20 protein-coding genes are annotated in these 19,199 nt (G+C 41.1%); 19 read left to right on the top strand and 1 reads right to left on the bottom strand.

All coding sequences use genetic code 11. The features are described 5' to 3' along the window. From M1F97_RS04155 to M1F97_RS04110, 10 genes are all read left to right on the top strand, one after another. The coding region (locus M1F97_RS04155) for a glucosaminidase domain-containing protein (protein ID WP_247944291.1) at positions 1-1,557 on the top strand (1,557 nt) is incomplete at its 5' end. A gap of 84 nt (positions 1,558-1,641) precedes the next feature. Then, positions 1,642-1,878, top strand: coding sequence for a DUF2829 domain-containing protein (locus M1F97_RS04150; protein WP_000141913.1), 237 nt, complete (start codon positions 1,642-1,644; stop codon positions 1,876-1,878). Next, entirely contained in the window at positions 1,871-2,569 is a 699-nt protein-coding gene (locus M1F97_RS04145) for a 3-oxoacyl-ACP reductase (protein ID WP_125847238.1), read from the top strand. The genes M1F97_RS04150 and M1F97_RS04145 overlap by 8 nt, the downstream gene beginning before the upstream one ends. A gap of 9 nt (positions 2,570-2,578) precedes the next feature. Continuing rightward, positions 2,579-3,058: an NUDIX hydrolase gene (locus M1F97_RS04140; protein ID WP_125847240.1), complete on the top strand. Its 480-nt coding sequence runs from the start codon at positions 2,579-2,581 to the stop codon at positions 3,056-3,058. A 7-nt stretch (positions 3,059-3,065) separates the two neighbouring features. Then, positions 3,066-3,794, top strand: a complete 729-nt coding sequence (locus M1F97_RS04135; RefSeq protein ID WP_125847242.1) for a GNAT family N-acetyltransferase — start codon at positions 3,066-3,068, stop codon at positions 3,792-3,794. Between the two features lie 41 nt (positions 3,795-3,835). After that, positions 3,836-4,684, top strand: a complete 849-nt coding sequence (locus tag M1F97_RS04130) for a putative PEP-binding protein (RefSeq protein ID WP_247944290.1) — start codon at positions 3,836-3,838, stop codon at positions 4,682-4,684. Next, on the top strand, positions 4,681-5,121 hold the full coding sequence (locus tag M1F97_RS04125) for an ASCH domain-containing protein (protein ID WP_247944289.1): 441 nt from the start codon (positions 4,681-4,683) through the stop codon (positions 5,119-5,121). Before M1F97_RS04130 ends, M1F97_RS04125 begins: the two co-directional genes overlap by 4 nt. Positions 5,122-5,243: 122 nt before the next feature. Continuing rightward, complete coding sequence (locus tag M1F97_RS04120; protein WP_247944288.1) at positions 5,244-7,790, top strand: M1 family metallopeptidase; 2,547 nt, start codon at positions 5,244-5,246, stop codon at positions 7,788-7,790. Positions 7,791-7,899: 109 nt separating this feature from the next. Then, complete coding sequence (gene ciaR, locus M1F97_RS04115) at positions 7,900-8,574, top strand: two-component system response regulator CiaR (RefSeq protein WP_000590630.1); 675 nt, start codon at positions 7,900-7,902, stop codon at positions 8,572-8,574. Beyond that, positions 8,564-9,901: a sensor histidine kinase gene (locus M1F97_RS04110; RefSeq protein ID WP_247944287.1), complete on the top strand. Its 1,338-nt coding sequence runs from the start codon at positions 8,564-8,566 to the stop codon at positions 9,899-9,901. Before ciaR ends, M1F97_RS04110 begins: the two co-directional genes overlap by 11 nt. Before the next feature lie 64 nt (positions 9,902-9,965). Here M1F97_RS04110 and M1F97_RS04105 read toward each other — a convergent pair whose 3' ends face one another. Beyond that, positions 9,966-10,250, bottom strand: a complete 285-nt coding sequence (locus tag M1F97_RS04105) for a DUF3270 domain-containing protein (RefSeq protein WP_247944286.1) — start codon at positions 10,248-10,250, stop codon at positions 9,966-9,968. A 384-nt stretch (positions 10,251-10,634) separates the two neighbouring features. Here M1F97_RS04105 and M1F97_RS04100 point away from each other — a divergent pair, with 384 nt between their 5' ends. The 9 genes from M1F97_RS04100 to deoD all read left to right on the top strand — a co-directional run bounded on the left by M1F97_RS04100 (position 10,635) and on the right by deoD (position 19,172). Further along, on the top strand, positions 10,635-11,690 hold the full coding sequence (locus M1F97_RS04100; RefSeq protein WP_247944285.1) for an ABC transporter permease: 1,056 nt from the start codon (positions 10,635-10,637) through the stop codon (positions 11,688-11,690). 13 nt (positions 11,691-11,703) lie between these two features. Next, entirely contained in the window at positions 11,704-12,384 is a 681-nt protein-coding gene (locus M1F97_RS04095; RefSeq protein WP_247944284.1) for an ABC transporter ATP-binding protein, read from the top strand. A 126-nt stretch (positions 12,385-12,510) separates the two neighbouring features. Continuing rightward, entirely contained in the window at positions 12,511-13,440 is a 930-nt protein-coding gene (locus tag M1F97_RS04090; RefSeq protein WP_044020909.1) for a peptidase U32 family protein, read from the top strand. A 105-nt stretch (positions 13,441-13,545) separates the two neighbouring features. Continuing rightward, on the top strand, positions 13,546-14,229 hold the full coding sequence (gene rpiA / locus M1F97_RS04085; RefSeq protein WP_247944283.1) for a ribose-5-phosphate isomerase RpiA: 684 nt from the start codon (positions 13,546-13,548) through the stop codon (positions 14,227-14,229). Positions 14,230-14,242: 13 nt separating this feature from the next. Continuing rightward, the gene (locus M1F97_RS04080; protein ID WP_247944282.1) at positions 14,243-15,454 is read left to right on the top strand and encodes a phosphopentomutase; all 1,212 of its coding nucleotides are present in this window, start codon (positions 14,243-14,245) and stop codon (positions 15,452-15,454) included. Between the two features lies 1 nt (position 15,455). Then, positions 15,456-16,016: a DUF1697 domain-containing protein gene (locus M1F97_RS04075; RefSeq protein WP_247944281.1), complete on the top strand. Its 561-nt coding sequence runs from the start codon at positions 15,456-15,458 to the stop codon at positions 16,014-16,016. After that, positions 16,013-16,822: a purine-nucleoside phosphorylase gene (locus M1F97_RS04070; protein WP_247944280.1), complete on the top strand. Its 810-nt coding sequence runs from the start codon at positions 16,013-16,015 to the stop codon at positions 16,820-16,822. The genes M1F97_RS04075 and M1F97_RS04070 overlap by 4 nt, the downstream gene beginning before the upstream one ends. A 2-nt stretch (positions 16,823-16,824) precedes the next feature. Beyond that, positions 16,825-18,108 (top strand): chloride channel protein, encoded by a 1,284-nt coding sequence (locus tag M1F97_RS04065; RefSeq protein ID WP_247944279.1) that lies wholly within the window; start codon positions 16,825-16,827, stop codon positions 18,106-18,108. Positions 18,109-18,461: 353 nt separating this feature from the next. Beyond that, positions 18,462-19,172, top strand: a complete 711-nt coding sequence (gene deoD, locus M1F97_RS04060; RefSeq protein WP_247944278.1) for a purine-nucleoside phosphorylase — start codon at positions 18,462-18,464, stop codon at positions 19,170-19,172. Positions 19,173-19,199: the final 27 nt, after the last annotated feature.

Below are 19,199 nucleotides of genomic sequence, written 5' to 3'. Positions count from 1 at the left end.
GGCAAGATTTCTCGCGACAAATGGGAAAAGATTGAAGGCGTCTGGTATTACTTTGATAAAGAAGGTGTCATGCTTAGCCGTACCATCTATAATGACTATCTTTTCCAAGGTAGTGGTGCCATGGCAGAAAATGATTGGGTGAAAATATCTGACAAGTGGTACTATGCAACAGCTTCAGGCAAGATTTCTCGCGACAAATGGGAAAAGATTGAAGGCGTCTGGTATTACTTTGATAAAGAAGGTGTCATGCTTAGTCGCACCATCTACAATGACTATCTCTTCCAAGGCAGTGGCGCCATGGCAGAAAATGATTGGGTAAAAATATCTGACAAGTGGTACTATGCAACAGCTTCAGGTAAGATTTCTCGCAATAAATGGGAAAAAATCAAAGGAACATGGTACTATTTTAATAGCGATGGTATGATGGCAAGTAGCCAGTGGAAAAGTGACTACTATCTGAAAGATAGTGGTGCGATGGCGGAAAAAGAGTGGATTTTTGATAAATCCTACAATAGCTGGTTCTACTTGAAGTCAGGTGGGGCTTACGCTTCCCGTGAATGGATTGGATCATACTACCTTAAATCTGGTGGCTATATGGCCAAAAATGAATGGATTTTTGACAAAGATTACGATGCTTGGTACTATCTAAAAGATGATGGTCGATATGTAACGGGTACTTTTACGATCAAAGGTAAAGAGTATTCCTTCCAGAATAATGGGAAGTGGATCTCAGAGGCAAAATATTACAAAGTGAAACCAATTACTGCTTATGTTTATAGTGCTTCTGGTGAAAGATTGAGTTATGTATCACAGGGAACCATCGTCTCGCTTGGAGATGCCCAAACTAAAAAAGATAGTCAAATACCAGTCAATATTTCTGGTTTATCCGGCTTCATGAATAAAAGTGATTTAGTAGCTATTGATAAAGATAGTGAATTTGTCCCTCATTATACAAGTGATGGCAAGTATTTTTACCATGAGTTATCACCTTATGTGAGTCTCCGTGTTGCGCCACATAGCTCAGCTATGACTATTGGTAAGAAATATTATTCAACTGATGGAATTCATTTTGATGGCTTTACCATTGAAAATCCCTTCCTCTTTAGAAATTTGACTAAGCCAAGTAATTACAGCGCAGCTGAATTGGATAAAATTTATTCTTTGATGAATATTCGGGATAGTCGCCTCGCTGGTAAGGGAGCTGTTTTTAAGGAAGCTGAGGAACGCTATGGTGTAAATGCTCTTTACTTAATGGCTCATAGTGCACTTGAGAGTGCTTGGGGACGGAGCCAGATTGCCAAGGATAAGAATAATTTCTTTGGAATTGCGGCTTATGATTCGAGCCCATATGCCTCAGCCAAAAAATTTGATGATGTGGATAAGGGGATCCTCGGCGCGGCTAAGTGGATTCGTGAGAACTACATTGACTATGGACGAGACCATCTTGGAAACAAGGCTTCTGGTATGAATGTACGCTATGCTTCTGATCCATACTGGGGTGAGAAGATAGCCAGCATCATGATGACCATCAATAGCAAACTTGGTGGGAAAGACTAGGGAAGAACAAAATCGGGAACCAATCTATCATGGTTCCCGATTTTTTGTTATAATAAAAATAAGTAGACAACAAAGGAGACAGTCATGACATTTGAAGAAATCCTGCCTGGCTTAAAGGCTAAGAAAAAATATGTACGTACTGGTTGGGGAGGGGCTGAAAACTATGTCCAACTTTTTGATACCATTGAGCAAAATGGTGTAGCTCTTGAGGTGACGCCCTATTTCCTAATCAATGTGTCTGGAGAAGGGGAAGGCTTTTCCATGTGGAGTCCGACACCTTGTGATGTTTTGGCGACGGATTGGGTAGAAGTGCATGACTAGACGCGTTTTAATCACGGGAGTGAGTTCAGGTATTGGACTAGCTCAAGCTCGCCTCTTTTTAGAGAATGGCTATCAAGTTTATGGTGTGGATCAAGGAGAAAAGCCAGATTTAGATGGTGGTTTCCACTTTTTACAGAGAGATTTAACTCTTGATTTAGAGCCAGTTTTTGACTGGTGTCTTCAGGTGGATGTTTTGTGCAATACTGCTGGAGTTTTGGATGATTACAAACCCCTTTTGGAACAATCAGTCCAGGAAATTCAAGAGATTTTTGAAATCAATTACGTGACTCCAGTTGAGCTGACTCGACATTATTTGACACAAATGCTGGAAAGTAAAAAGGGAATCATAATCAATATGTGTTCGATTGCTTCAAATCTAGCAGGAGGTGGTGGTCACGCCTATACTTCCTCTAAGCATGCCTTGGCTGGATTTACCAAGCAGTTGGCTCTAGACTATGCTGAAGCTGGGATTCGGGTCTTTGGGATTGCTCCCGGAGCAGTCAAGACAGGTATGACTACTGCGGACTTCGAACCCGGTGGCTTAGCAGACTGGGTAGCTAGTGAAACGCCTATCAAGCGCTGGATCGAGCCAGAGGAAGTAGCAGAGCTTAGCCTTTTCTTAGCAAGTGGAAAAGCAAGTGCCATGCAAGGACAAATCATTACAATAGATGGTGGTTGGAGTTTGAAGTAGGGGGATCTGATGGAAATCAAAAATCACTTTGGTGTCTATGGCGTTTGCTTTGAAAATGGGAAGTTACTCTGCATTGAGAAAACGAGAGGTCCTTATCGACATCGTTTTGATCTACCTGGTGGTAGTCAGGAAGTAGGTGAAGGGCTGACAGAAACCCTTAAGAGAGAAGTTCTGGAAGAGACAGGATATAAGCTTAAAGGTTACGCTAATCCTAGGATTTATGATGTGCTGGTTCAAGAAGATGGGCAAGACTTTGCAGTACATCATATCATGGCCTTTTATGATATAGTACTCGATTTTGAACACTCTCAAAATTCAATTTCTCAGGAGGTTCTTGATGGAAGTAATGATTCAGCAAATGTACTTTGGTTGAATTTGGAAGAAATTACTACAGAAAATGCTTCTCCTTTAGTGTTGCAGGTTAAGGCAGAGTTACTAGGATTTCCAGAATTAGATATGACAAGCTATAGAAATTGGAAGGTGAAGTAGGGGGATAATGGAACTATTTAAAACATGGAAGAAAAATATGGTTCTCTATGGTCTTAAATCTCAAATCGGAACTGTCTACCGAAATAGTGATAGGACAACAAGCTTTTATGATGTTGGGAATTTTCTATACCTAGCAGGGGAGTTGGATTCCAGGTTTTGGGAAGATTTTGTTAGAAAATATGGTTTAGATTATAAGATTATTATTTCAGAAAATACCAATTGGCAAGATTTTCTGCATCGGAAAGTAGGGCTAAATTCTTTTACTCGCTATTCTTTTAAAGATAAGGCAAATTTTCAAGTTGAATTTCTAAATGATCTAGTTACTCATTTAGAGGAAGGTTACAATCTTGTGCCTATTGATAATCATATTTATAACTGCTTTTCTGAGGAAGAATGGTCACAAGATTTACAGGGGGATTTTGAGTCCTATCAGGATTTTGTTTTAAAAGGTGGATTTGGCTTTGTGATTCTTAAAAATAATGAACTGATTGCTGGGATTTCCTCAGGGTTAGTTTACCGTGGAGCAGTTGAAGTGGAAGTTGCAACTAGACCAAACGAACAAGGGAATGGATTTGCTAAAAACCTTGGTGCTGCAATGATTCTAGAGAGTTTAAATAGAGATATGTTTCCACTTTGGGATGCTCATAACGAGGCTTCCAAAAAAGTAGCAGAATTTTTAGGATATGAGTTAGTTGAACCTTATGAAGCTTTTGAACTAGAGGAAAGTTTCATATAATGATATTTGATATTGTATCTTTTAAGACGAGGTGAATGGCTATGAAAAACCAGTTAGCCCTTAGTGGCGAGAAAATCGCTGAAAAAGTTTACCCACAACTATTGCATCATGTTGGTATGATTCGTGGAGAATACTTACTGAGAGAGCTCAATCAAAGCATACTGTTATCAAGTTGTCAGCAATTTGTAAAAGATTATCTAGTTGCTATTTGCTCCTTGTACTCATATGAAGAAGTCTGGTATCGCTTTTCGGAATTAACGAATATAGAAGCTAATTATCTTGAGGGAACTGAAGAGCATTTTGATGAACGGCACCCCTTGTTTGGTTATAGAGGAACTAGGCGCTTGCTGGCGTGTCCTGATGAATTTCAGGCTGAAGCACATGTCGTTACAGAAGTTTATCAAACAAATCCCAATCTGTCTGTTATCTTTCCTTTTGTCAATGATGCTGAGCAGTTAAAGCAAGCTATTAGAGTATTGCGTCAGCAGGGTTTTACTGGGAAAATTGCCACGATGATTGAATTGCCGTCAGCTTATTTTGACTTGGATAGAATAATAGAAACGGGTATTTCAAAGATTATAGTTGGAATGAATGATTTGACTTCTTTTGTTTTTGCGACTGTGAGAAATAGTCAATGGCATGATATGGAAAGTCCAATAATGTTAGATATGCTAAGACAGATGCTGGATAAAGCAAGTATGAAAAAGATTGACTTTGCTGTAGCAGGCTATCTGAATGCTTCTTTCATACAAAAAATGAATCAGATGGGTATCAAATGCCTTATCCACTACAGTTCTATTCCAGAGATTTTTGATTTAGAGATTGACCATCCAGACCACCTCAAAAGTATAAAAGAAGTAAGTAAAAAATTACAAAGGAGCAACCCATGACACCGCAAGAAATGTGGAATGCATACAAGCAAATCAACCCCTCTATCGGCGATGAGATAGATGCTTGGGCTTTTGGAGTGGAAGCCGATCTCTTGGCAGATTTGGTTTTAAAAGGTGAAAAGACGGCAACCGCATCAGCCTATGATCTTTATGCAGTTGATAACGAACCCCTTCCGCGAGAAGGAACTTTTGATATCATTTTAGATGGCCAAGATCGGGCTGTCTGCATTGTCGAAATTACAAAGGTTTCCGTTCGCCCTTTTCATCAAGTTTCTGCTGACCATGCCTTTAAGGAAGGCGAGGGAGACAAATCCCTGGCCTATTGGCGCCAAGTTCATGAGGACTGTTTCGCTGAGTGGCTGAGAGAGGCAGGACTGACTTTTACGCCTGACAGCAAGGTTGTTTTAGAAGAATTTCGCAAGGTTTACCCTCTGTAGACAGATAGAAGGAAGAAAGTTCTGGAAATCACCGTCCAATCCTTTTTTCTCAAGCAAAACATGATATAATAAGTTTGTTTGAAGAAGAGTAGCAGCTCTTAAACTTAGAATAGGAGAAAACTATGCAAGCAGTTGAACATTTTATTACGCAATTTGTTCCTGAACATTATGATTTATTTTTAGACTTGAGTCGTGAGACCAAGACCTTTTCTGGGAAGGTGACCATCACTGGTCAAGCACATAGTGACCGTATTTCCCTTCATCAAAAAGACTTGGAAATCGCTTCTGTAGAAGTTGCGGGTCAAGCTCGTCCATTTACAGTTGATCATGAAAATGAAGCCCTGCATATCGAATTAGCTGAGGCTGGTCAAGTTGAATTAGTCATTGCTTTTTCAGGAAAAATCACAGACAACATGACAGGGATTTATCCTTCTTACTACACTGTTGATGGTGTCAAGAAGGAAGTCTTGTCTACACAGTTTGAGAGCCATTTTGCCCGCGAAGCCTTCCCATGTGTGGATGAGCCAGAAGCCAAAGCAACCTTTGATCTTGCTCTTCGTTTTGATCAGGCAGAAGGTGAGTTGGCATTGTCAAACATGCCTGAAATTGATGTTGAAAACCGTAAGGAAACAGGCATCTGGAGGTTTGAGACAACACCTCGCATGTCTTCTTACTTGTTAGCCTTTGTTGCAGGTGATTTGCAAGGAGTGACCGCTAAAACTAAAAACGGGACCCTCGTAGGAGTATACTCAACCAAAGCACATCCACTTTCTAACCTTGATTTCTCACTCGACATCGCCGTTCGCTCAATCGAGTTTTACGAAGATTACTACGGAGTTAAGTACCCAATTCCTCAATCTCTTCATATCGCACTCCCTGACTTCTCAGCTGGTGCTATGGAAAACTGGGGTCTTGTCACTTACCGTGAAGTTTACTTGGTTGTGGATGAGAACTCAACCTTTGCTAGCCGCCAACAAGTCGCACTTGTTATCGCCCACGAGCTTGCCCATCAATGGTTTGGTAACCTCGTTACTATGAAATGGTGGGATGACCTCTGGCTCAATGAAAGCTTCGCTAACATGATGGAATACGTCTGTGTGGATGCCATCGAGCCAAGTTGGAATATTTTTGAAGATTTCCAAACAGGTGGTGTGCCGGGAGCACTTAAACGTGATGCGACGGATGGCGTTCAGTCTGTCCACGTTGAAGTCAAACACCCAGACGAAATTAATACTCTCTTTGACGGAGCTATCGTCTATGCCAAAGGAAGCCGTCTCATGCACATGCTTCGTCGTTGGCTAGGAGATGCTGATTTTGCTAAAGGTTTGCATGCTTACTTTGAAAAGCACCAATATGGAAATACCATTGGTCGTGACCTTTGGAATGCCCTTGGTCAAGCGTCAGGTCGTGATGTTGCGGCCTTCATGGATTCTTGGTTGGAACAACCTGGTTATCCAGTTCTCACTGTCAAAGTTGAAAATGATGTCTTGAAGATTTCACAAAAACAATTCTTCATCGGTGAGCACGAAGACAAGAACCGTCTCTGGGTTGTGCCACTCAACAGCAACTGGAAAGGCTTGCCAGATACACTCGAAACTGAAAGTATCGAAATTCCTGGCTACGCCGCTCTTCTTGCTGAAAATAAAGGAGCACTTCGCCTTAATACTGAAAATACTGCCCACTACATTACAGACTATCAAGGAGACTTGTTAGAAGCTGTTCTTGCTGAGCTAGAAACACTTGATAATACAAGCAAACTACAAATCGTTCAAGAACGTCGTCTGCTTGCTGAAGCAGGGCACATTTCTTATGCAGACTTGCTCCCAGTCCTTGATAAACTTGCTAAGGAAGAATCTTACCTTGTCGTTTCAGCTGTTTCTCAAGTGATTTCTGGCCTTGAGCGCTTTATTGATGAAGGAACAGATGCTGAAACAGCCTTCAAATCACTGGTTGCTAAATTGGCTCGTCACAACTATGACCGTCTTGGCTTTGAAGCCAAAGATGGAGAATCAGATGAGGATGAATTGGTTCGTCAGTTGACCATTTCCATGATGATTCGGTCAAATGATGCAGAAGCTAGTCAAGTCGCTAGCCAAATCTTTGCAGCTCACAAGGAAAATCTTGCAGGACTTCCAGCAGCCATCCGTGCTCAAGTTCTCATCAATGAAATGAAACACCATGAGACCAAGGATTTGGTGGCAACTTATCTGGACCACTATACTCATGCGACAGATGCTGTTTTCAAACGCCAGTTGGCAGCTGCTCTTGCTTACAGTACAGATGCGAACAATATCCAAACCTTGATTAGTTCGTGGAAGGATAAGTTTGTTGTGAAACCACAAGACCTTTCTTCATGGTACCTTCAATTCCTCGGACACAAGGCTACTCAAGAAACTGTTTGGGTTTGGGCGCGTGAAAACTGGGATTGGATCAAGGCAGCCCTTGGTGGTGACATGAGCTTTGACAGCTTTGTCATCTTCCCATCGCATATCTTTAAAGCAGATCAACGCTTGGCAGAATACAAGGAATTCTTTGAACCACAACTTTCTGACCTCGCTCTTAGCCGTAATATCAAGATGGGAATCAAGGATATTGCAGCGCGTGTTGACTTGATTAAGCGTGAGAAAGCAGCAGTCGAAGCTGTTGTAGCCCAATATGCTAAAGCTTAATTCGTTCGAAATGTAAATAAAAACTCAACTTTCTATCTGAAAACAAGAGAGAGTTGAGTTTTTTTTAAGGCAATTTTGGTATAATAATCATAACAAGGAGGAGTTTCTGATGATAAAAATCTTATTAGTAGAAGATGACCTAGGTCTGTCAAACTCAGTATTTGACTTTTTAGATGATTTTGCAGATGTCATGCAGGTCTTTGATGGAGAAGAAGGTCTCTACGAAGCTGAAAGTGGCGTTTATGACTTGATTTTGCTTGACCTGATGTTACCTGAAAAAAATGGTTTTCAAGTCTTGAAAGAGTTGCGCGAAAAAGGAATTACGACACCAGTCCTTATCATGACTGCTAAGGAAAGTTTGGATGACAAGGGACATGGTTTTGAGTTGGGAGCGGATGACTACCTCACCAAACCTTTCTACCTAGAAGAGCTCAAAATGCGAATCCAAGCCCTTCTCAAACGTTCAGGCAAGTTTAATGAAAACACCTTGACCTATGGGGATATTGTCGTCAACCTTTCAACGAATGAAGTGAAAGTGGAAGATACTCCTGTAGAACTACTCGGAAAAGAGTTTGAGTTATTGGTTTACTTTCTTCAAAATCAAAATGTTATTCTTCCCAAGACACAAATTTTTGACCGTCTATGGGGATTTGATAGCGATACGACTATTTCCGTTGTAGAAGTCTATGTTTCAAAAGTTCGTAAGAAATTGAAGGGGACAGCCTTTGCTGAAAATCTTCAAACCTTGCGTAGTGTCGGGTATATTTTAAAAGATGTTCAATAAACTAAAAAAAACATGGTATGCGGATGATTTCAGCTATTTCATTCGAAACTTCGGAGTGTTCACCCTGATTTTCTCTGCTATGACCTTGATTATCCTCCAGGTCATGCACTCGAGTCTCTACACTTCTGTAGATGAAAAACTCCAAGCCCTTAGTAGCAGTCCCCAAGCGGTTATCCAATTAGCCCTTAATCGGGCAACTGAAGAAGTCAAAGATATTCAACCAGCAACAGCGGATGCCAGCAAGGCTGAAATCAAGCCCAATGTCAGCTCCAATACGGAAGTCTTGCTCTTTGACAAGGATTTTAACCAACTCTTACTGGGCAATCGCTTTTTAGGCTTGGACAAGTTCAAACTGGACAAGAAAGAGTTGAATCATATTCGGCAAATCCAAGTTGTCAATAGCTACGGTCAGGAAGAAACATACCGAATGATCTTGATGGAAACTAACTCTTCCTCCGTATCAAGCAATGTCAAATATGCGGCGGTTTTAATCAATACCAGCCAGCTTGAGCAAATCAGCCAAAACCACGAGCATTTAATTGTTGTAGTTATGGCTAGTTTCTGGCTCCTGTCTTTAATTGCCAGTGTTTACCTGGCACGTGTCAGTGTCAAACCCCTATTGGAAAGTATGCAAAAGCAGAAGTCCTTTGTTGAAAATGCAAGCCACGAACTGAGAACACCTTTGGCTGTTTTACAAAATCGTTTAGAAACTCTCTTTCGAAAACCAGAAGCGACGATCATGGAATCCAGCGAAAGTATTGCTTCGAGTCTCGAAGAAGTTCGCAACATGCGCTTCCTTACAACCAACCTTCTCAATTTAGCACGTCGAGATGATGGACTTAAGCCAGAAATAGCAGAAGTTTCTCCACAATTCTTTAAAACCACCTTTACCAACTATGAGTTAATTGCTTCTGAAAATGATCGAGTTTTTGACTATGAAAATCGGATTTATCGTCCCTTCATGACCGATCAGTTGCTCTTAAAACAACTCATGACCATTTTATTTGACAATGCCATCAAGTATACCGAAGAAGATGGAAAAATTGAGTTTGTGGTTTATGCTACAGATCGCCACCTCTATCTAACAGTAGCGGATAATGGGATTGGAATCTCAGCTGCTGACAAGAAGAAAATCTTTGACCGTTTTTACCGTGTAGACAAGGCGAGAACCCGTCAGAAAGGTGGCTTTGGTCTTGGGCTATCTTTGGCCAAGCAGATCGTAGATGCCTTACGAGGAACGATTAGCGTAAAAGATAACAAACCTAGAGGAACGATTTTTGAAGTTAAAGTCGCTATCCAATCCCCTTCAAAACGTAAGAATAAATAAAAAAGACAGTTATATAACTGTCTTTTCAGATAACTAGAAAAGAGGTTGGTAGTAGTACCAACCTTTATTTTAAAATCTTTTGTTTAATAATCTTTCGTTGAAGTTGTAAAAGGGCGAAACTAAGACCCATTGCAGCGACAAAGGATAAAGCTGTATTTAATTTTATAGCCAAAAAGATAAAACTAAAAAGTGCCATAAAAATACAAAAACAAGCAATATTTACAAAAAATAAAATCTCTTTTAGGTTAGGGCCGACTGGGGCTTCAGGTGTGTAATCTTGGTAAAGCGGAGTTTGTTTCGATTCGGGAGCTTGTTCAAACTCATAAGCTTCTAATTTTCTTGCGGGCATGATTCTCTCCTTAACAGTACCTAACTATTTTATCATTTTTTATGCAGAGAATTGTTACAGAATGGTTACAAAACTACTAAAGTCTCTTATCATCTTCTAAGTCACTCTTCTTGACACCCACTAGAGAAAGTGATAGCATGGATGTCACACTTAAAACAGATGACCTGACCTTCTCTATTATAAATATACTGAGTAAGGAAAGGATAACTTATATAAATTGATAGCAAGCAAGGGCTTTTCCTAATATAATTTGTTGAGTTGCTACCTGGATACTTTTGAAGAGTATTGGTAGGAGTTGTTTTGAATGGATGGAAGGACAGAGATTCTGTCTATTGGACTGGGTGGCCTTCTTGCTACCTCTGGGGAAAGTTAAAGGAGATAAGCATGTATCTTGCTATCAAAGAAATAGTACGAAACAAACTTCGATATAGTTTGATTCTAACTACCATTTTTCTTATCGCTTTTATGGTCTTTTTTATGACCAGTCTAGCTCTTGGTCTTGTGCGAAACAACCGAGCAGCTATTGATAATTGGCAAGCAACGGGTGTGGTTTTATCTGACTACGCAAATGATAATTTGACGGCATCTTTTATTCCTGAAAAGGACTATAAGGATAAGAGTTCTGAAGAGGCTGCTCCATTGGGCTATATGTTCGCTGTGACCAATCTAGTCGATGGTAGTGAAAAGGTCAATGTTTCCATTTTTGCTCAAGACTGGGACGCTTTTATCTCACCTGGTTTGACGGAGGGTCGTTATCCTGAAGGAGATGATGAGGTTGTCGTGGATCAGTCTTTTGAGAACTATGGAATGAAGCTAGGCGATGCCATTCAGCTCAATGGAAGCGAGGCAAGTTACAAGATTGTAGGCCTGACTCAAGGAAATAAATTTTTCACTGAGCCTGTTGTCTTTACGAGTCTGACAACTTATTGGACCTTACAAGGAACCTTGAAAGCCAATCGTTCTATCTCTGCATTGGTATTGAAAAATGACATAGAAGTGGCTGGCGATGGACTGAAACAGATTTCCATTCCAAAAATGATTTCGAAAATTCCTGGGTACACACCTCAGGTTAATGTATTTTCAGGAATGATTCTTGCTATGATTGTTATCACAGGCTTGATTGTGGGGATTTTTGTTTATATCATTACCATCCAAAAACTTGGACTTTATGGAATAATGCGAGCTCAGGGAATACAGACCAAAACCATTGTATGGTCCCTTTTCTGTCAAATCTTCCTCCTAGCTGGTATGGGGATTGCTTTAGCCTTGATGGCAATCGGAGGAGTGATTTTAGTCTTACCAGCTACCTTCTTTTTCTACCCAAGTTGGATAGCCTACTCTGTCCTAAGTTTGGTAATTTGCTTGATGGCCCTTCTAGGTGGTGTCATTTCACTTCCACGCTTGCTAAAGGTGGACCCGATTACTGCGATTGCAGAATGATAAGGAGAATAGTATGACAGCATTGATTGAAATGACTCAAGTGACAAAAACCTACGGGGAAGGAAAGATGAAAGTCGTAGCCCTGCATGAGACGAATTTTCAGCTAAATGCGGGAGAGTTCGTGGCTATCGTTGGGCCTTCAGGTTCTGGAAAGACGACCTTTCTAACAACTCTAGGACAACTTCAGGAAGCATCGAGTGGAAAGATTCTAGTCAAAGGGAAGGAAACAGGCAGTTTGACGGAGAAGGAAAAAACAGACCTCCGTTTTAGAGAGTTTGGCTTTATTCTTCAGGCTTCGAACTTAATTCCTTTTCTCACGGTCAAGGAACAGCTGGATTTGATTGACAGACTAGATAAGGGGAAAAATAGTAAAAGTGACCGAAAAGAGTTACTTGACTTGTTGGATTTGGAAAAGGTACAAGATCAGTATCCCAAGGCTTTATCAGGTGGCGAACGCCAACGTGCGGCCATTGCTAGAGCGCTCTATAACAATCCGAGCATCGTTCTTGCAGATGAGCCGACAGCCAGTCTAGACACCCAGCGTGCCTACCAAGTAACGGAGATGTTGGCTACCATTGCCCATGAACAGGGAAGAGGAGTTGTCATGATTACACATGATACACGCCTTCTTGATAAGGTTGACCGTATTTATGTTATGAACGATGGCCATCTAGTTGAAGAAACACATGCATAATAAAGAGAGTGGACGGTACTGGTTACCGTTCACTTTTTGATTGCAAACTTTAAAAAAGACTTTGACTTTTTATAAAACTTCCAGTATTCATAGCTGATTTTTGAGAAATGTGGTATAATTTTCCTTATGGAAAAGATTATTATTACAGCAACTGCTGAAAGTATTGAACAAGTTGAACAACTACTCGAAGCTGGCGTAGACCGTATCTATGTCGGTGAGAAAGATTTTGGCCTTCGTCTGCCCACAACCTTTAGTCATGACCAATTGCGTGAGATTGCTAAGTTGGTTCATGAAGCAGGCAAGGAATTGATTGTCGCGGTTAATGCCCTCATGCACCAAGATATGATGGACCGTATCAAGCCTTTCCTGGACTTCTTGGAAGAAATCAAGACAGACTATATTACTGTTGGAGATGCAGGTGTCTTTTACGTGGTCAATCGCGATGGCTATTCCTTTAAGACCATCTACGATGCTTCAACCATGGTGACAAGCAGTCGTCAGATTAACTTCTGGGGCCAAAAGGCAGGAGCCTCTGAAGCAGTCCTGGCACGTGAAATTCCATCTGCTGAACTCTTCAAGATGCCCGAGATTTTGGAAATTCCTGCTGAAGTGTTGGTTTACGGAGCTAGTGTCATTCACCATTCTAAGCGTCCGCTTTTACAAAACTATTATAACTTTACGCATATCGATGATGAAAAGACGCGTAAGCGTGACCTCTTCTTGGCAGAACCAAGTGACCCAGAGAGCCATTATTCCATTTTTGAAGACAATCATGGTACTCATATCTTTGCTAACAATGACCTTGATTTAATGACCAAATTGACAGAATTGGTAGAGCATGGTTTTACCCATTGGAAGCTAGAGGGACTCTACACACCAGGTCAAAATTTTGTTGAGATTGCAAAACTCTTTATCCAAGCGCGTGGCTTGATCCAAGAGGGCAACTTTAGTCATGACCAAGCCTTCTTGTTAGATGAGGAAGTGCGCAAGTTACACCCTAAAAACCGTTTCCTCGATACAGGATTCTATGATTACGATCCTGATATGGTTAAATAGGACATAAAAACCCGAAATAAAAATGTTCGGGTTTTTCAAGTGTATTCATGAAATAAAAACGGATACATGTTATAATAAAAGTAGCTCTTTAATGGAGGTATTTAAGTGGAGAATCTGAAAAAGATGGCAGGTATCAAGGCTGCTGAGTTTGTCAAGGCTGGTATGATTGTCGGACTCGGTACTGGATCAACTGCCTACTATTTCGTAGAAGAAATCGGTCGTCGGATCAAGGAAGAAGGTTTGCAGATTACTGCTGTAACGACTTCCGGTGTGACCAGTAAACAGGCAGAAGGACTCAATATTCCGCTCAAGTCTATTGACCAAGTAGACTTTGTCGATGTGACAGTCGATGGAGCAGATGAAGTGGATAGCCAGTTTAATGGAATCAAAGGTGGTGGTGGTGCCCTTCTGATGGAGAAGGTTGTCGCAACGCCCTCAAAAGAATACATTTGGGTGGTTGATGAAAGCAAACTGGTAGACAAACTAGGTGCTTTTAAATTGCCTGTGGAAGTGGTTCAGTATGGCGCAGAACAGGTCTTTCGTCGTTTTGAGCGAGCTGGCTACAAACCAAGTTTCCGTGAAAAAGACGGTCAACGTTTTGTGACCGATATGCAGAACTTTATCATTGACCTAGCCTTGGATGTCATTGAAGATCCAATTGCCTTCGGGCAAGAATTGGACCATGTCGTTGGTGTCGTAGAGCACGGTTTATTCAACCAAATGGTGGATAAGGTCATCGTAGCTGGACGAAATGGTGTTCAGATTTTAACTTCAACAAAAGGGAAATAAAAGGAGACAGACTATGTCAAAATTTAATCGAATTCACTTGGTGGTACTGGATTCTGTAGGAATTGGTGCTGCACCAGATGCTAACAACTTTGTCAATGCAGGGGTTCCAGATGGAGCTTCTGATACACTGGGACACATTTCCAAAACAGTTGGTTTGAATGTTCCAAATATGGCTAAAATCGGTCTAGGAAATATTCCTCGTGAAACGCCTTTGAAGACTGTACCAGCAGAAAGTAATCCAACTGGTTATGCAACGAAACTAGAAGAAGTATCTCTTGGTAAGGATACTATGACTGGACACTGGGAAATCATGGGACTTAACATTACGGAGCCTTTCGATACTTTCTGGAATGGATTCCCAGAAGAAATCTTGACGAAAATCGAAGAATTCTCAGGACGCAAGGTTATTCGTGAAGCCAATAAACCTTACTCAGGAACAGCTGTTATCGACGATTTTGGACCACGTCAGATGGAAACTGGGGAGTTGATTATCTATACTTCAGCTGACCCTGTTTTGCAGATTGCTGCCCACGAAAACATCATTCCTTTGGATGAGCTTTATCGTATTTGTGAATACGCTCGTTCAATTACACTTGAGCGCCCTGCCCTTCTAGGTCGTATCATTGCCCGTCCATATGTTGGTGAACCAGGTAACTTCACTCGTACGGCAAATCGTCGTGACTTGGCCGTATCTCCATTTGCACCAACTGTTTTGGATAAATTGAACGAAGCAGGTATCGATACTTACGCTGTTGGTAAAATCAACGATATCTTTAATGGCGCTGGTATCAATCATGACATGGGCCACAACAAATCAAACGGCCACGGAATTGATACATTATTGAAGACCATGGGACTTGCTGAGTTTGAAAAAGGATTCTCCTTCACAAACTTGGTAGACTTTGATGCTCTTTACGGTCACCGCCGCAATGCTCATGGTTACCGTGATTGCTTGCATGAGTTCGATGAACGCTTGCCTGAAATTATCGCAGCCATGAGAGAGAATGACCTTCTCTTGATTACAGCAGACCATGGAAATGACCCAACCTATGCAGGAACAGACCACACTCGTGAATATATTCCACTTTTAGCTTACAGTCCATTCTTTAAAGGAAATGGTGTCATTCCAGTTGGACATTTTGCAGATATCTCAGCGACTGTTGCCGATAACTTTGGTATTGAAACTGCCATGATTGGGGAAAGTTTCTTAGATAAATTGGTATAAGATGAAACGCTATGCTTTACTGGTAAGGGGCATTAATGTCGGTGGGAAAAATAAAGTTGTCATGGCGGATCTTCGTCAAGAATTGACAGAGTTGTGTTTGGAGAAGGTTGAAACCTACATCAACAGTGGCAATATTTTCTTTACTTCGACAGATCCCAAAGCCCGATTGGTTGAAAAGTTAGAGGCTTTCTTTGAAGTCCATTATCCATTTATTCAGAGCTTTTCGTTGCTGAGTCTAGAGGACTTTGAGGCGGAACTTGAAAATCTGCCAGAATGGTGGACCAAAGATTTGGCACGAAAGGATGTCCTCTTTTACACGGAGGGCTTGAATGTAGCTCAAGTCATTGAGACAGTTGAAAGTTTGGAATTGAAAGATGAAGTAGTTCATTTTGGAAGACTTGGGATTTTCTGGGGGAAATTCTCTGAAGAATCCTACTATGCAACTGCCTATCACAAGTACTTGCTCAAGATGCCTTTTTATCGCAACATCACCATTCGCAATGCTAAAACTTTTGACAAAATTGGTAAATTGCTAAAAAATAATAGAGGAGACACACAATGACATTTTTAGATAAGATCAAGGAAACAGCTGCTTTCTTGAAAGGCAAGGGAATCCAAGCGCCTGAGTTTGGTCTAATCCTTGGATCAGGGCTTGGAGAATTGGCAGAAGAAATCGAGAATCCAGTTGTAGTAGACTATGCTGAGATTCCAAACTGGGGCCGCTCTACAGTAGTTGGTCACGCTGGTAAATTGGTATATGGAGAACTTGCAGGTCGCAAGGTCTTGGCTCTTCAAGGTCGTTTCCATTTCTACGAAGGAAATCCTCTTGAAGTCGTGACTTTCCCAGTACGTGTGATGAAAGTTCTCGGATGTGAAGGTGTCATTGTAACCAATGCAGCTGGAGGTATTGGATATGGCCCAGGTACTTTGATGGCTATCTCAGACCATATCAATATGACGGGGCAAAACCCATTGATGGGTGAAAACTTGGATGATTTTGGTCCACGTTTCCCAGATATGTCTAAAGCCTACACTCCAGAATACCGTGCTACTGCCCATGAAGTGGCTAAAAAACTCGGTATCAAGCTTGATGAAGGTGTCTATATCGGTGTAACCGGTCCGACTTACGAAACACCTGCAGAAATTCGTGCCTATAAGACATTGGGAGCAGATGCAGTTGGTATGTCCACTGTTCCTGAAGTTATTGTGGCAGCCCACTCTGGCTTGAAAGTTCTAGGAATTTCATGTATCACTAACCATGCTGCAGGCTTCCAAGAAGAACTCAACCACGAGGAAGTTGTAGAAGTGACTGAACGTGTTAAAGGTGACTTTAAAGGCTTGCTTAAAGCGATTCTTGCTGAATTGTAATCATGTTAATAGAATTGAGGAGTATTTTTCGAGAAATCCCTTATAATTTTAGATTATTCATAGCAGTAATTCTGCAAGGAATAGTTTCGGGTTTATCTGGTATATTTCTCCATTATCTTTTAGAGATGGTGGAGGGGCTAGCTTTTGGTCAGTCAGAGCATCATAGTGGATTTTTGACAGATGGAGTTTCCTCCTCACGGATAGGACTAAGTTTAATAATCGTGGGTCTTAGCTCGTCCTTAGTCTGGTACTTCTTGCAAAAAGGGTCGAAGATTTATTCCATCAAAGCTCAGATGAAGGATGAGACTTCACAATACAAGCTTCATTTTTTAAGACAGCTATTTCATTCAATTTGGCAGATTATTGCAGTTGGAGGGGGAGCACCTATTGGCAAAGAAGCTGCGCCACGAGAGATTGGAACTCTATTTGCAGGGCCAATTGGAAAAATATGTATACTGTCTATGAAGGATCGCATCTTTCTCCTTGCTTGTGGTGCTGGTGCTGGTTTAGCGGCTGTCTATCAGGTTCCATTAACAAGTGTTTTCTTCGTTTTTGAGACTCTAGGAATTACTCTATCTATCAAGCGATTTGTCTTAGTCGGTTTGACTACCTATGTGTCAACCTATACAGCAGGATTGGTTATTTCAGATCATGCTCTCTACCAGATTCCAGCTATTGCATGGTCATTAAAGGAAGTGTGGATTGTCCCTTTATTACTTCTTTTCTTAACCCCCCTAGCTTGGCTTTTTGGTCGTTCAAGTAAAGAAGTGTCTTCAAACAGGATAAAAGATAAACGAATACTTCTCACATTGCCCTCAGCTTTTCTTTTTCTTGTTGGTCTGGCAAGTTCCTTTCCGCATCTACTTGGCAATGGACGCATGATGGCTCAGGAAATTTTAAATGGTAGCAGTGGTCAAACAGTGCTTCTCATGTTTTTCCTAAAAGCAGTGGTCGTTCTTATTATCCTTTGGGCAGGGGCCTATGGTGGTACTCTTACGCCATCTTTTGCCTTGGGGATGGCTGGAGCTGCTCTCTTGGGCATGATTCTAGGCTTGGACAGTCAGCCAAGTATTTTGCTTTTGGGATCGGTTTGCTTTTTATCTGTGACCTTGAGGGCGCCCATTTCTGCAACCGGATTAGTTATAGGTTTCACTGGGCTAGGTATAGATTCTCTTCCGTATCTCTTAGTAACTGCTTTCCTAGCTTATGGTTTTGCAAAAGTGTTAGACCGCTTTCCTTGGGCTAGCATACTGTGTCAGAAGTCAAAAAATAAAGTAATTAGGTAGGAAATGCCCGTTTCTTCTAATCAAGGATTTATCTTAAAAGATTAAAAACTATTGTCAGTTTATCAATAACTGTTTTAAATAAAAATGTAGTAGGCTTATCGGAGTCATGATTGAATACGATTTTTCCTAGCTATGAAATATAAAAATAATAAAAAGAAAGGTAGAGCATGTGTTCTAATTTGAACACGAGTGGAAAACTTTTCAAAACAATAAAAGAAAGGATGGGTAAACCGTATTTGCTGAACTGAATGCGGGCGGAGAACTGTGTAAAAAAGATAAACTGTCTAGCATCTGTGATGCTTCGTCAGTTTCCTATTTTTACTTTGTTCTCTGTCGCCCTTTATATCTTAACTATGTCTATCCATATTGCTGCTAAGCAGGGTGAAATTGCTGATAAAATTCTTCTTCCGGGGGATCCTCTTCGTGCTAAGTTTATTGCGGAGAATTTCCTTGAAGATGCTGTTTGTTTTAACCAAGTGCGTAACATGTTTGGCTACACTGGTACTTACAAGGGGCATCGTGTATCTGTCATGGGAACTGGGATGGGGATGCCATCCATTTCGATCTACGCGCGTGAGTTGATTGTGGATTACGGTGTGAAGAAATTGATTCGTGTGGGAACTGCTGGTTCTTTGAATGAAGATGTTCACGTCCGTGAATTGGTCTTGGCGCAAGCAGCTGCAACCAACTCAAACATCATTCGCAATGACTGGCCACAGTATGATTTCCCACAAATCGCTAGCTTTGATTTGCTAGACAAGGCCTACCATATCGCCAAAAAACTTGGTATGACGACGCACGTTGGGAACGTTTTGTCTTCCGATGTCTTTTACTCAAACTACTTTGAGAAGAACATAGAGCTTGGTAAATGGGGAGTCAAGGCTGTGGAAATGGAAGCAGCAGCGCTTTACTATCTTGCTGCCCAACACCACGTTGATGCACTTGCTATCATGACCATTTCTGATAGTTTGGTCAATCCAGATGAAGACACCACTGCAGAAGAACGCCAAAACACCTTCACCGATATGATGAAGGTTGGTTTGGAAACCTTGATTGCAGAGTAAATTTTTAATAGAAAATCCTGATTTCAA

The organism is Streptococcus oralis, from assembly GCF_023110435.1.
Taxonomy (GTDB): domain Bacteria; phylum Bacillota; class Bacilli; order Lactobacillales; family Streptococcaceae; genus Streptococcus; species Streptococcus oralis_CF.
Note: the sequence above shows the minus strand (reverse complement) of the source record. Positions and strands in the feature narration are given on the sequence as shown.